This is a genomic window from Allobosea sp. 117 (assembly GCF_000702305.1).
Classification (GTDB): Bacteria; Pseudomonadota; Alphaproteobacteria; order Rhizobiales; family Xanthobacteraceae; genus Ancylobacter.
Map to the genome: position 1 here is coordinate 328,989 of NZ_JNLC01000014.1, position 13,069 is coordinate 342,057.

10 protein-coding genes are annotated in these 13,069 nt (G+C 68.6%); all 10 read left to right on the top strand.

Translation table 11 applies throughout. The features are described 5' to 3' along the window. Positions 1-7 precede the first annotated feature (7 nt). A complete protein-coding gene (locus U742_RS0114720) occupies positions 8-781 on the top strand; it encodes an enoyl-CoA hydratase (protein WP_029354317.1) in 774 nt (257 codons plus the stop codon). Positions 782-953: 172 nt separating this feature from the next. Beyond that, positions 954-1,220: a 30S ribosomal protein S20 gene (gene rpsT, locus U742_RS0114725; RefSeq protein ID WP_029354319.1), complete on the top strand. Its 267-nt coding sequence runs from the start codon at positions 954-956 to the stop codon at positions 1,218-1,220. Positions 1,221-2,379: 1,159 nt separating this feature from the next. Continuing rightward, complete coding sequence (gene dnaA, locus U742_RS0114730; RefSeq protein ID WP_081853008.1) at positions 2,380-3,879, top strand: chromosomal replication initiator protein DnaA; 1,500 nt, start codon at positions 2,380-2,382, stop codon at positions 3,877-3,879. A gap of 200 nt (positions 3,880-4,079) precedes the next feature. Next, positions 4,080-5,195 carry a DNA polymerase III subunit beta gene (gene dnaN, locus U742_RS0114735; RefSeq protein WP_029354323.1) on the top strand — a complete coding sequence of 372 codons (1,116 nt, stop codon included), beginning with the start codon at positions 4,080-4,082 and terminating at the stop codon, positions 5,193-5,195. Further along, the gene (gene recF / locus U742_RS0114740; RefSeq protein ID WP_248310372.1) at positions 5,192-6,367 is read left to right on the top strand and encodes a DNA replication/repair protein RecF; all 1,176 of its coding nucleotides are present in this window, start codon (positions 5,192-5,194) and stop codon (positions 6,365-6,367) included. The genes dnaN and recF overlap by 4 nt, the downstream gene beginning before the upstream one ends. A gap of 207 nt (positions 6,368-6,574) precedes the next feature. Continuing rightward, the gene (gyrB, locus tag U742_RS0114745) at positions 6,575-9,016 is read left to right on the top strand and encodes a DNA topoisomerase (ATP-hydrolyzing) subunit B (RefSeq protein WP_029354327.1); all 2,442 of its coding nucleotides are present in this window, start codon (positions 6,575-6,577) and stop codon (positions 9,014-9,016) included. 85 nt (positions 9,017-9,101) lie between these two features. Then, the gene (locus tag U742_RS22580; RefSeq protein WP_051661190.1) at positions 9,102-10,238 is read left to right on the top strand and encodes a type I restriction enzyme HsdR N-terminal domain-containing protein; all 1,137 of its coding nucleotides are present in this window, start codon (positions 9,102-9,104) and stop codon (positions 10,236-10,238) included. A gap of 183 nt (positions 10,239-10,421) precedes the next feature. Further along, positions 10,422-10,784 carry a DUF6152 family protein gene (locus tag U742_RS0114755; RefSeq protein ID WP_248310379.1) on the top strand — a complete coding sequence of 121 codons (363 nt, stop codon included), beginning with the start codon at positions 10,422-10,424 and terminating at the stop codon, positions 10,782-10,784. A gap of 10 nt (positions 10,785-10,794) precedes the next feature. Further along, positions 10,795-11,274: a hypothetical protein gene (locus tag U742_RS0114760; RefSeq protein ID WP_029354334.1), complete on the top strand. Its 480-nt coding sequence runs from the start codon at positions 10,795-10,797 to the stop codon at positions 11,272-11,274. Between the two features lie 97 nt (positions 11,275-11,371). Beyond that, entirely contained in the window at positions 11,372-13,057 is a 1,686-nt protein-coding gene (locus U742_RS0114765; RefSeq protein ID WP_029354335.1) for a thiamine pyrophosphate-binding protein, read from the top strand. Positions 13,058-13,069: the final 12 nt, after the last annotated feature.

Genomic DNA, 13,069 nt, shown 5'->3' on the forward strand with positions numbered 1-13,069 from the left:
AAGCGCCATGGCGTATGACAACATCCTCGTCGAGACCAACGGCCGCGTCGGCGTTATCACGCTGAACCGGCCGAAGGCGCTCAACGCGCTGAACACGGCGCTGATCGGCGAGCTCAACCGGGCGCTCGACGGCTTCGAGGCGGACGGCGGCATCGGCTGCATCGTGCTCACCGGCTCGGAGCGCGCCTTCGCCGCCGGGGCCGACGTGAAGGAGATGCAGCCCCTCACCTTCCCGGCCACCTATGTGGACGACTTCATCACCTCCTGGGAGCGCCTCGCGCGCTGCCGCAAGCCGGTGATCGCGGCGGTCGCAGGCTATGCGCTCGGCGGCGGCTGCGAGATCGCCATGATGTGCGACATCATCCTCGCCGCCGACAATGCCCGCTTCGGCCAGCCGGAGATCCAGCTCGGCATCCTGCCGGGCGCCGGCGGCTCGCAGCGCCTCGCCCGCGCCGTCGGCAAGGCCAAGGCGATGGAGATGTGCCTCACCGGCCGCACCATGGACGCTGCCGAGGCGGAGCGACTCGGCCTCGTCTCGCGCATCGTGCCGCTCGCCGAACTGATGGGCGAGGCGATGAAGACCGCCGAGACCATCGCCGACCTCTCGCTGCCGGCGGCGATGATGGTGAAGGAGAGCGTCAACCGCGCCTTCGAGACCTCGCTCAGCGAGGGCCTGCGCTTCGAACGGCGGCTGTTCCAGGCGGTGTTCGCCACCGCCGACCAGAAGGAAGGCATGGCCGCCTTCATCGACAAACGCAGCCCCTCCTTCACCAACCGATAGAAGCGCCCGCTGGCCGCCGCGCGAGTTGACGCGGCGGCGCTCCGCGACTATAAGGCCGGCCACTCGCGCGGGCGTCCTCACGGGCACGCCGCGCTCCGTTATTGCCACATGACATGCATAAGGCAACGGCACGGCTTGTGCCTCGCCCGCGCTATGATGAAGAGGACGGCCTATGGCCAATACGCCCTCCGCCAAGAAGGCGGCTCGCAAGATCGAGCGCCGCACGGAGATCAACAAGGACCGCCGCTCGCGGATGCGCACCTTCGTGCGCAAGCTCGAGGAGGCGCTCGCCTCCGGCAACCGTGACGCCGCCGGCATCGCCTTCAAGGCCGCCGAGCCGGAAATCATGCGCGCCGCGCAGAAGGGCGTGATCCACAAGAGCACGGCCTCGCGCAAGGTCTCGCGCCTTGCCCAGCGGCTCGCCAAGCTCGGCGCCTGAGCCCAGGCGCCTTCCGGCGGCCCTCTCCTGCGGCCACTGACCTGCTTCGCAGCCCGGCGCCCGTCGCCGGGCTGCTTGCGTTTGGGCGCCCGGCCGACGCGCCGCCCGGACGGGCCGGCCGGCGGCCATTGCAAAACGGTCACAATCGCCGCCAAAGAGCGAGCGGAGATCTCCACAGGGGCGGGATTTGCGGGCGCAACGCCGATTCCGCGCTTGACTCCAAGACACTCAGGAAGCAGCGCCGGACGAAGCTCTGACGCTCCGGCAACCGCCCTCCATCGCGCAGAGAAACCTATTGTTAATCATAGAGTTGGGACCCATGGGCACTGGCGGCCCGGGAATCGTTCGGGATGGCGGGGCCGGGGCCGGGGGTTACCTCAAAAAATCGATTCGCAGCGCCTTTCGGGCGGCGCCGAGAATCTCGCAAGCGAGTCAGAGATTTGCCGACTGATGTTTTGCACGGCGCACCCGAATCGGCGTCCGCGCGGGCGCCCGGCCGACCCTTCCGGCCGCCAAGAGCGTTGCAGCCGGGGCGGCCGCTGTGTATGTTCACTTCACCTTCGGTTTTCCGAGGAACTCAGCGAAAAGTTGAGTTTGGTAGCCACTCATTCTTAGTGTGGGGAGGTAAGAACGTGCTGTTTCCAACACGATCTCTCTCCATTTGCGCGCGTTGTTCGAAGGATTACAGAGATTTTGGGACAATCTTGCCCCAGTTAAACCTCTGATCATCTTTCTGCGCTCGATCATACCTATACGATAACAACGAATGCTTTAATGAGACAGGCAATTCGATTGCCTGCGAAGGGGCGACTATGACGACGTGGATGGGCGGGCCGCAAGGCGCGCGGCGCAATAGGACCAAGCAATTGCCGGAGAGTGCATTTGTTCCGGACGCCGAGTTTGTCGGCATGGCGAAATGGCCGTTCGAGCCATTCCATCGTCGCCGGTTGAAGGGTGCGATGACCCGTTTCACGGGAAGCCCCGGCTAGCCGCCACATAAATCGTTCCAAGCTGATCCGAGCCTCCTGCGGCGATCACGGTCGGCCGCAATGTTCTCCTCTGTGCCCCATGCGGCGCAGCGGAACGGCGGAGCGTCGCGATCGGGAACGGGCGGCCTGAACAGCACCATCCACCTTTGCCGCAACAGCGGGAGTTCGCCATGTTCAAACCGGAAGATGTTCAGCCCACGGGTCGAGGTGCGCTCGCGCCGATCTGCGCCGAGGCCTCCGGGGCACGCCCGGGTTCGGACTCCTCGCACCGCGAGGCATGGGACCGGGTGCGCCGCCGCCTGCGCGCCGAGATCGGCGAGGAGGTCTATTCGAGCTGGTTCCCGCGCATCGCGCTCGACGGCATGGAGGGCAGCCTGGTGCAGCTCTCGGTGCCCACGCGCTTCCTGAAGACGTGGATCCAGCAACATTATGTCGAGCGCCTCGGCGAATTGTGGAGCGAGGAGGTGCCGGGCGCGCGCGTCGAGCTGATCGTGCGCACCGCGGTGATGCGCAACGGCGCCGCCGCCGCGCCGATCCGCGCCGTCACGCCCCGCCCGGCCGAGCCTCGCCGCGGCGAGGATGCCGGCCACGCCGCGGCGCCGCGCTCCGCAGCGCAGCCGGACGTCTCCGGCGGCTCGCCGCTCGACCCGCGCCTCTCCTTCGAGACCTACCGCATCGGCTCGTCGAACCGGCTTGCCCATGCCGCCGCGCTGAAGGTGGCGGAGGCGCCGCCCGGCGCCGGCGCGGTGTTCAACCCGCTCTATCTCCACGCCGCGGTCGGCCTCGGCAAGACGCATCTCTTGCAGGCGATCGCCGGCGCGGGCGCGCAGAACGGCCGGCGTGTGGTCTACCTCACCGCCGAGCGCTTCATGTACGGCTTCGTGGCGGCGCTGAAGAACCAGTCCTCGCTCGCCTTCAAGGAGCAGTTGCGCGGCATCGACACGCTGGTGATCGACGATCTCCAGTTCCTGCAGGGCAAGAGCGTGCAGCAGGAATTCTGCCACACGCTCAACGCGCTGATGGACACCGGCCGGCAGGTGGTGGTGGCCGCCGACCGGCCGCCGGCCGAGCTCGACGCGCTGGAGGAGCGGGTTCGCTCGCGCCTCGCCGGCGGGCTGGTGGTCGAGATCGCCCCGCTCGACGAGGAGCTGCGCCACGCCATCCTCTCGGCGCGCGTCGGCGCGCTCGCCCAGCAGCACCCCGGCTTCAACGTGCCGGCCGACGTGCTCTCCTTCATCGCGCGCAGTTGCGGCCAGAACGGGCGCGACCTCGACGGCGCGCTGAACCGCATCCTGGCGCACAACCAGCTCACCTCCCGTGCCATCACGCTGGAGATGGCGGAGAACGCTGTGCGCGACCTGGTGCGCTCCAGCGAGCCGCGCCGGGTGCGGGTGGACGACATCCTGCGGGTGGTGGCCAAGCACTACAACGTGACGCGCGCCGACATCCTCTCCCAGCGCCGCACCGCCAATGTGGTGAAGCCGCGTCAGGTGGCGATGTATCTCGCCAAGACGCTCACCCTGCGCTCGCTGCCCGAGATCGGCCGGCGCTTCGGCGGGCGCGACCACACCACGGTGCTGCACGCCGTGCGCAAGATCGAGGGGCTGGTCGGCAGCGACCGCGCGCTCGCCGACGAGGTCGAGGCGCTGAAGCGGCTGGTCAACGAGTAGTTTCCCCGCTCATCCCGCAATTTTCCCCATCTTAGGGGCGGCCCGGTGCCGCCCTGCCCTTGCGCTGCACCCAATCGGACGGCAATGTCGTCGGCCCGGCGGCGCGCCCGCGCCGCCCGCCGGGGCGCGATGAGGCTGCGCCGGCTTCGTCCGCGCCCCGCGCGTCCTCCTGTTCCCTTAAGCGTCCGGGTGTCGCGGCCATGAAGGTCACTGTCGAGCGGGCCGAGCTGCTCAAGTCTCTCGCCCATGTCCACCGTGTCGTCGAGCGGCGCAACACCATACCGATTCTCGCCAATGTGCTGATCCGCACCGATGCGCGCGGCCTCGCCCTGAAGGCGACCGACCTCGATATCGAGATCGTCGAGACGCTGCCCGCCGAGGTGGCGCAGGAAGGCGCCACGACGGTGCCGGCCCACACGCTCTACGACATCGTGCGCAAGCTGCCCGAGGGCTCGCAGGTGCAGATCGAGACCTCCGGCGACCGCGGCACGCTGACCGTGCGCGCCGGACGCTCGCGCTTCGCGCTGCAGACCCTGCCCGAGAGCGACTTCCCGGACCTCGCCGCCGGCGAGATGAGCCACCGCTTCACCCTGCCGGCCGGCGAACTGAAGCGCCTCGTCGACAAGACGCAGTTCGCCATCTCGACGGAAGAGACGCGCTATTATCTCAATGGCATCTATCTGCACGTCGCCGAGGCGAGCGGCCCGGTGCTGCGGGCGGTGGCGACCGACGGCCATCGCCTCGCCCAGGCGCAGACCGAGGCGCCGGCGGGCGCCGCCGGCATGCCGGGCGTGATCGTGCCGCGCAAGGCGGTGGCCGAGATCCAGCGCCTCGCCGAGGATGCCGAGGCCGAGGTCACGGTGGAGCTCTCGACCGCCAAGATCCGCATCTCGCTCGATCGCGTGGTGCTGACCTCGAAGCTGATCGACGGCACCTTCCCCGATTATGGCCGGGTCATCCCGCTCGCCAACGACAAGACGCTGGTGGTCGACAAGGCGGACTTCGCCGCCGCCGTGGACCGCGTGTCCACGGTCGCCAGCGAGCGCGGGCGCGCGGTGAAGCTCTCGCTCGCCGACGGCCGGCTCACGCTGTCGGTGACGAATCCCGATTCCGGCAGCGCGACCGAGGAGATCGAGGTCGAATACGCGGCCGAGCCGCTCGATATCGGCTTCAACAGCCGCTACCTGCTCGACATCACCTCGCAGATCGAAGGCGGCACCGCCGAGCTGAAGCTCGCCGATCCGGGCTCTCCCACGCTGGTGCAGGACCCCGAACGGCGCGGCGCGCTCTACGTCCTGATGCCGATGCGAGTGTGAATCCGGCGCGTGTGAGCCCGCCACCTGCCCGGGTCGTCCGGCTGCGGCTGACGCATTTCCGCAGCTATGCACAGGCCGAGCTGACGGCGGGCGCCGGTCCGGTCGTGCTGACCGGACCGAACGGCGCCGGCAAGACCAATCTCCTGGAAGCGATCTCGCTGCTCGCGCCCGGCCGCGGCCTCAGGCGCGCTGTGCTCGGCGACCTCGCCGCGCGCGACGCGGAAGGCCATTCGGCCGGTTCCTGGGCGGTGGCGGCGACTGTCGAGGGCGCCTATGGCGAGGTGACGCTCGGCACCGGCGTGGAGGCGGAGGATGGTGCCGAGGCGCCGCGCGCGCGCCGCTGCCGCATCGACCGCGAGCCGGTCGGCTCGGCGGCCGCCTTCGCCGATCACGTGCGCGTCGTCTGGCTGACGCCGGACATGGACGGCCTGTTCACCGGCCCGCCCGGCGAGCGGCGGCGCTTCCTCGACCGGCTGGTGTTGGCGGTCGACGCCGAGCACGGGGCGCGGGTAAACGCGCTGGAACGGGCGCTGCGTGCGCGCAACCGCCTGCTCGAGGAGGGCGTGGCGGACGGGCGCTATCTCGACGCGGTCGAGCAGGAGCTCGCCGCCCTCGCCATCGCGGTGGCGGCGGCGCGGCTCGAAGCCGTGCAACGGCTCGCCGCCGGCATCGGGGCGGGGCGGGACGACGCCTCCCCCTTCCCCTGGGCGACGGTCGCGCTCGACGGGGCGGTGGAGCGCGAGCTCGCGCGCCACCCGGCGACGCTGGTCGAGGACGACTACCGTGCCGCGCTGCGGGCCGCGCGCGGGCGCGACCGCGTCGCCGGGCGCACGCTCGAAGGCCCCCACCTCACCGATTTCATCGTCGGCCACGGCCCCAAGGCCATCCCCGCCGCGCAGGGCTCGACCGGCGAGCAGAAGGCGCTGCTGATCGGCCTCGCCCTCGCCCATGCCCGCCTCGTCGGCGAGATGGCCGGGCGCGTGCCGGTTATGCTGCTCGACGATGTGGTCGCCTATCTCGACCCGTCGCGACGGGCAGCGCTGTTCGCGGCGCTGGAGGCGCTCGGCGCGCAGGTGTGGCTGACCGGCGCCGACCCCTCCGCCTTCGAGGCGCTGGAGGAGCGCGCCGAGTGCTTCGCGGTCAGTCCGGGCCGCGTTGAGCGCATGCCGTGAACCCGGGCGGCGCCTGCGGCATAGCATCACCATCGAGCGAGCGCGCCTTGACTTCTCGCGCATGCGCGCGCACGTAGAGGGCACGCATGATGGACGCTCAGGCGTCCCGCGTGGCGTGCCATCCCCCCGCCCCGCCGCCACGAAATGAACGCGCGGATGCGCTAGACATATCCTTGTCGTTTCAAACGATTCGCAGAGCTGACCCGCATGGCTGAACCGCTGCCCGAGCCCGTCTCCACGCCGTCTCCCGAAGACTATGGCGCGAAGTCCATTCAGGTGCTGAAGGGGCTCGACGCCGTACGCAAGCGGCCGGGCATGTATATCGGCGACACCGACGACGGATCGGGCCTGCACCACATGGTCTACGAGGTGGTGGACAACGCCATCGACGAGGCGCTGGCCGGCTATGCCGACGAGGTGACGGTCACGCTCAACCCGGACGGCTCGGTCACCGTGACCGACAATGGCCGCGGCATCCCCACCGACATCCACCCGGAGGAAGGCGTCTCGGCGGCCGAGGTCATCATGACCCAGCTCCACGCCGGCGGTAAGTTCAACCAGAACTCCTACAAGGTCTCCGGCGGCCTGCACGGCGTCGGCGTGTCGGTGGTGAACGCGCTCTCCACCACGCTCGACCTGGTCATCTGGCGGAATGGCTACGAGTTCCGCATGCGCTTCCGCGACGGCGACGCGGAAGCCCCGCTCGCCCAGGTCGGCCCGGCGCCGCAGGGCCGGCGCGGCACGCTGGTGACCTTCCTGCCGAGCCCGAAGACCTTCACCAGGATCGAGTTCGACTACGCGACGCTGGAGCACCGCCTGCGTGAGCTTGCCTTCCTGAATTCGGGCGTGCGCATCGTGCTGACCGACGCGCGCCACGCCGAGATCAAGCGCGAGGAAATGCAGTATGAGGGCGGCGTCGAGGCCTTCGTGCAGTATCTCGACCGCTCCAAGCAGGCGCTGCTGCCCAAGCCTGTGGTGATCCGCGCCGAGAAGGACGGCATCGGTGTCGAATGCGCGCTCTCGTGGAACGACAGCTACCACGAGAACGTGCTGTGCTTCACCAACAACATCCCGCAGCGCGACCGCGGCACGCATTTCACCGGCTTCGCGGCGGCGCTGACGCGCCAGATCATCGGCTATTCCGAGCGCTCCGGCATCGCCAAGAAGGAGAAGGTCGACCCCACCGGCGAGGACTGCCGCGAGGGGCTCACCGCCGTGCTCTCGGTGAAGGTGCCCGACCCGAAATTCTCCTCGCAGACCAAGGACAAGCTGGTCTCCTCGGAGGTCCGTCCGGTGGTCGAGGCGCTGGTCAACGACGCGCTGAACAACTGGCTGGAGGAGAACCCCTCCGAGGCGAAGAGCGTGGTCGGCAAGGTGGTCGAGGCCGCCGCCGCCCGCGAGGCCGCGCGCAAGGCGCGCGAGCTCACCCGCCGCAAGAGCCCGCTCGACGTCGCTTCCCTCCCCGGCAAGCTTGCCGACTGCCAGGAGCGCGACCCGGCGAAGTCCGAGCTGTTCATCGTCGAGGGCGACTCGGCCGGCGGCTCGGCCAAGATGGGCCGCAACCGCGCCTTCCAGGCCATTCTTCCGCTGCGCGGCAAGATCCTGAACGTGGAGCGCGCGCGCTTCGACAAGATGCTGTCGTCCGAGCAGATCGGCACGCTGATCACCGCGCTCGGCACCGGCATCGGGCGCGACGACTTCAATGTCGAGAAGCTGCGCTATCACAAGATCATCATCATGACGGACGCGGATGTCGACGGCTCGCACATCCGCACGCTGCTGCTGACCTTCTTCTTCCGGCAGATGCCGGATCTTCTGGAGCGCGGCCACATCTACATCGCGCAGCCGCCGCTCTATAAGGTGACGCGCGGGAAATCCGAGCAATATCTGAAGGATGAGCGCGCGCTCGAAGACTATCTCATCACCCAGGGGCTGGCCGAGGCCGTGCTGGTGCTGGCCTCCGGCGAGACCCGCGCCGGCGCCGATCTCGGCGCCGTGGTGGAGAGCGCGCGCGCCTTCCGGCAGGTCATGAATGGCCTGCATCCGCGCTATAACCGGGCGGTGGTCGAGCAGGCGGCGCTGGCCGGCGCGCTCACGCCCGGCTTGCTGCTCGACGAGGAGCAGGCGAGCTTGATGGCCGCCAATGTGGCACAGCGCCTCGATCTGATCGCCGAAGAGACCGAACTCGGCTGGACCGGCGAGGCCGACGCCGCCGGCTTCCGCTTCACGCGCACCGTGCGCGGCGTGAAGGAGGTGGCGAGCCTCGATGCGGTGTTCGTCAATTCCGCCGAAGCACGGCGGCTCGACAGCCTCGGCGCCGATCTGCAGGAAGCGCACGCCGCGCCGTCGACACTGCGGCGCCAGAGCGCCGACACCAGGGTTTTCGGCCCGATCGACCTGTTCGACGCGATCACCGACGCCGGCCGGAAAGGCATCCGGAATCTGCAGCGCTACAAGGGCCTCGGCGAGATGAACGCCGAGCAGCTCTGGGAGACGACGCTCGACGTCAATGCCCGCTCGCTGTTGCAGGTGAAGGTGAAGGAGGTCGCCGACGCCGACGACCTGTTCAACCGGCTGATGGGCGACATCGTCGAGCCGCGCCGCGAGTTCATCCAGGAGAACGCGCTGAAGGCCAGCGTCGACGTGTGAGGCTATGCATGGCGTGATCGGAAAGCGTACGCAATCTTGACGACACATCTTTTGCGTGCATCCCTAATGGGTACGGGGATGCAGCATGGCGACGCGCGACGAATTCCGTTCAAGTCTTATTGAGTTCGGCAAGCGGGCATTGAAGGTCCGCGATCACCTCAAGAACGAGGAAGCGACCAAGGTCGCGTTGATCCTGCCGTTCATCGCCCTTCTGGGTTTCGACGACCGCGACCCAACCGAGGTCGCGGCCGAGCATGCGGCGGATTTTTCCGAGAAGTACCGAAACCGCGTTGACTACGCGATCCTTCAGGACATGCGCCCAATCATCGCCATCGAGTGCAAATGCCTCGGCAACGGCAAGAAGGACGATCGCGGGCAGCTCAAGGCTTATTTCAACGCGTCGCGCACGGTGAAGCTCGGCATCCTCACCGATGGCTTCCTCTATGAGTTCTTCGTCGACTCCGAAGAACCCAACCTCATGGATGACGAGCCGTTCCTCACCCTCAATGTCGAGGATCTGGCCAAAGGGCAGATCTCCGACACGCTGCTGGACGGGCTCTTCGCCCTCACCAAGGGGCGCTTTGACGCCGAGACGATTGGCGAGAACGCTCGCCGTAGCCTCGTGCACCGGGCCTTCTTCGACTATCTCACTGCCCAGTTCACCAACCCCTCGATGGAGTTCACCCGCTTCCTGCTCCGGGAAAATGACATCAAGCATGTGCGCACACACGCCATGGACGCCTATCGCGCAATTACCAAAGCGGCGCTGAACGACACCTTCAACGCCAATGTGCTGCGCAAACTGGAGATCGTCGACAAGGCCGTGCCGAACCATCTTCCGCTCACCACGGAGCCCAACGCGGCGGCCGCAGAGACGGCAGGAAAGGAGCACGAGATCACCACGACGCCGGTGGAACTCGCGGCCTTCGAGAGCGTCCGCCGACGACTTGCGTTCCTCTCGGCCGGCAACCCGGCACTGTTCGACTGCATCGACCAGATCAAGTACCGCGATTATCAGGGCAAGATGGCGGTATTCTACGGCCTCGAACGAAAGGGTCGGCTGCTCGATATCGTCGAGCAGCGTGATGGAACGATACGTTTCGTATTCTTCGACGGCGGCGAACGGGATGCGGTAGCCGACCTAGCCGCTCAGGATGAACGCCTGTTCGGTATCTTCCGCCGGCGCGTGGATGAACTGGCGCGGCAGAGGGCCGAAGCCTGATCCCTGCCGGACGCAACCCGCTGGCGAAGATGTGAGGCCCCGAGGGCGGCATCGACGCGGCATCGGGCGTAGTCTCCCATCCTTACGCAGCGAGAGGAGCACGCCATGCCGTCCCTGACCGCGCCGAAGTCTTTCACGTCTCTCCCCGGCCGCGCGCTTGTCGCCGCGCTCGTCGCCGGCCCGATGCTCGCCGCGACGATGATGGCCGCGACGATGCCCACCCCTGCCTTCGCGCATCACGGCTGGTCCTGGGCCGATGGCGCGCAGATGACGCTCACGGGCACCATCAAGACCATCTCCATGGCGCCGCCGCATCCGACGCTGCACGTCACCGCGGCCGATGGCACAGTGTGGCAGGTCGACCTCGGCAATCCGCGCCAGACTGAGGCCTCCGGCTTCACCGGCACGACGGCCAAGGTCGGCGATGCCATCACCGTGCTCGGCAACCGCAACCAGGACCACGCCAAGGCGCATATGAAGGCGGTGCGCATCACCATCGCCGGCAAGAATTACGACCTTTATCCGGAGCGGATCGGCACCAACTGACGCCGCCCCGATGGAGCTTCTCGACTGGCTCGCCTCGTGGCTCGCCTCCTGGCCCGGAGCCACGTGGCTGCGCGGCTCGGGCACGGCCTATCTCGTCGTCAACGCCGCGCATATCCTCGGCATCGGGCTCATTCTCGGCGCCATATTGCCGCTCGACGCGCGGCTCATGGGGATCGGGCGGGCGCCGCTCGGCGTCGTCGGCCCGCTGCTGTCGCGCGCCGCGGCGGTCGGCGTCGGGCTCGCGCTCCTCACCGGATTCTGGCTGTTCACGGTGCGCCCCATCCACTACGCCGGAAACGCGGCCTTCCTCGCCAAGCTTGCCCTCGTCGCCCTCGCCCTCGTCAATGTCGCGATCCAGCACGCCAATCCCGCCTATCGGCGGGCGCTGGCCGGCGGCGCGGTCTCGGTCGGGGTCAGGACGAGCGCGGCGGCCTCCGCCCTGCTGTGGCTCGCCGCGCTGCTGGCCGGACGATGGATCGGCTTTCTGTAAGGCACAGGCCGCGTGACGGACGCGCGGCGGAATCCACTTCCCCGCAAAACGCTTCTAGAGTGCGGCCGCTTCCCTCCTTCGCGAGTCGCATGCCGTCATGACCGAAGCCCGCCTCCCCGCCCGCACCGGCGCCCGCCTCCTCGTCGACGCTCTGATCGCCAACGGCGTCACCCGCGCCTTCGGCGTGCCGGGCGAGAGCTATCTCGACGTGCTCGACGCCATGTCGGACACCGAGATCGACTTCGTGGTGTGCCGGCAGGAGGGCGGCGCGGCGATCATGGCGGAGGCGATGGGCAAGCTGACCGGCCGGCCGGGCATCTGCTTCGTCACGCGCGGGCCGGGCGCGACCAATGCCAGCGCCGGCGTGCACATCGCGCAGCAGGATTCGACGCCGATGATCCTGTTCGTTGGCCAGATCGGCCGCTCCATGCGCGGACGCGAGGCGTTCCAGGAAGTCGACTACCGCGCGGTGTTCGGCACGCTCGCCAAATGGGCGGTGGAGATCGACCAGGCGGCACGGGTGCCGGAAGTCGTCGCGCGTGCCTTCAGGGTGGCGATGCAGGGGCGCCCCGGTCCGGTGGTGGTGGCGCTGCCGGAGGACATGCTGAGCGAGATGGCGCATGTGCCCGACGCCCCGCCCGTCGAGCCCGCCGAGACCTGGCCGGGCCTCACCGACATGATGCGGCTGCAGAAGCTGCTGTGGCAGGCGAGGCAGCCGATCCTTGTCGTCGGTGGCAGCCGCTGGGACCCGAAATCGGTGGCGAGCCTCACGCGCTTCGCCGAGCGCTTCGACCTGCCGGTGGCGGCGAGCTTCCGCCGGCAGATGCTTTTTCCCGCCGACCACCCCTGCTATGCCGGCGATGTCGGGCTCGGCATCAATCCGAAGCTGCTGGCGCGGCTGAAGGAAGCCGATCTGGTGATCCTCGCCGGCGGGCGGCTCGGCGAGATTCCCTCGCAAAGCTATTCGCTCTACGGCATCCCCGATCCCGGCGTGACCATGGTGCATGTCCACGCCGATGCCGACGAGCTCGGCCGGGTCTACCAGCCGGCGCTCGCCATCAACGCGACGCCGGCCGCCTTCGCCGCCGCGCTCGAGGGCGTGCAGCCGCCGCAGGAGATCGTCTGGCGCGCCCGGCGCGAGGAGGCCCATGCCGACTACCTCGCCTGGAGCGAGCCGCCCTCAAATCCCGGCGCGGTGCAGATGGCGAGCCTCGTGCGGGCTCTGCGCGCGCTGCCGAAGGACACCGTGGTGTGCAACGGCGCCGGCAATTTCGCGACCTGGGTGCACCGCTTCCACCGCTTCCGCAGCTTCGGCTCGCAGCTCGCGCCGACCTCCGGCTCGATGGGCTACGGTCTGCCGGCGGCGGTGGCGGCGAAGCGCGCATATCCTGAGCGCACCGTGGTGGCGGTGTGCGGCGACGGCGACTTCCTCATGACGGGCCAAGAATTCGCGACCGCCGTGCAATATGGCGTGCCGTTCCTCGCGGTGGTCATCGACAACGGCATGTACGGCACCATACGCATGCATCAGGAGCGGGAATATCCGACCCGCGTCTTCGGCACCTCGCTGAAGAACCCGGATTTCGCCGCCTATGCGCGCGCCTTCGGCGGCTTCGGCATCACGGTCGAGACCGACGTGGAATTCGCGCCAGCGATCGCGGCGGCGCTCGCCTCCGGCCTGCCGGCCGTGGTGCATGTGAAGCTCGACCCGGAGGCGATCACACCGACGACAACGCTCACCGCGCTTCGCGACAAGGCGCTGGCGGACCGCTCGGTGAGCTGAGCGACAGAGCCG

What these genes read in the sequence shown, in the direction of transcription:
- U742_RS0114720 (WP_029354317.1), top strand. Translation starts at nt 8, where the DNA reads ATGGCGTATGACAACATCCTCGTCGAGACCAACGGCCGCGTCGGCGTT.
- rpsT (WP_029354319.1), top strand. Translation starts at nt 954, where the DNA reads ATGGCCAATACGCCCTCCGCCAAGAAGGCGGCTCGCAAGATCGAGCGC.
- dnaA (WP_081853008.1), top strand. Translation starts at nt 2,380, where the DNA reads ATGTTCAAACCGGAAGATGTTCAGCCCACGGGTCGAGGTGCGCTCGCG.
- dnaN (WP_029354323.1), top strand. Translation starts at nt 4,080, where the DNA reads ATGAAGGTCACTGTCGAGCGGGCCGAGCTGCTCAAGTCTCTCGCCCAT.
- gyrB (WP_029354327.1), top strand. Translation starts at nt 6,575, where the DNA reads ATGGCTGAACCGCTGCCCGAGCCCGTCTCCACGCCGTCTCCCGAAGAC.
- U742_RS22580 (WP_051661190.1), top strand. Translation starts at nt 9,102, where the DNA reads ATGGCGACGCGCGACGAATTCCGTTCAAGTCTTATTGAGTTCGGCAAG.
- U742_RS0114755 (WP_248310379.1), top strand. Translation starts at nt 10,422, where the DNA reads ATGCTCGCCGCGACGATGATGGCCGCGACGATGCCCACCCCTGCCTTC.
- U742_RS0114760 (WP_029354334.1), top strand. Translation starts at nt 10,795, where the DNA reads ATGGAGCTTCTCGACTGGCTCGCCTCGTGGCTCGCCTCCTGGCCCGGA.
- U742_RS0114765 (WP_029354335.1), top strand. Translation starts at nt 11,372, where the DNA reads ATGACCGAAGCCCGCCTCCCCGCCCGCACCGGCGCCCGCCTCCTCGTC.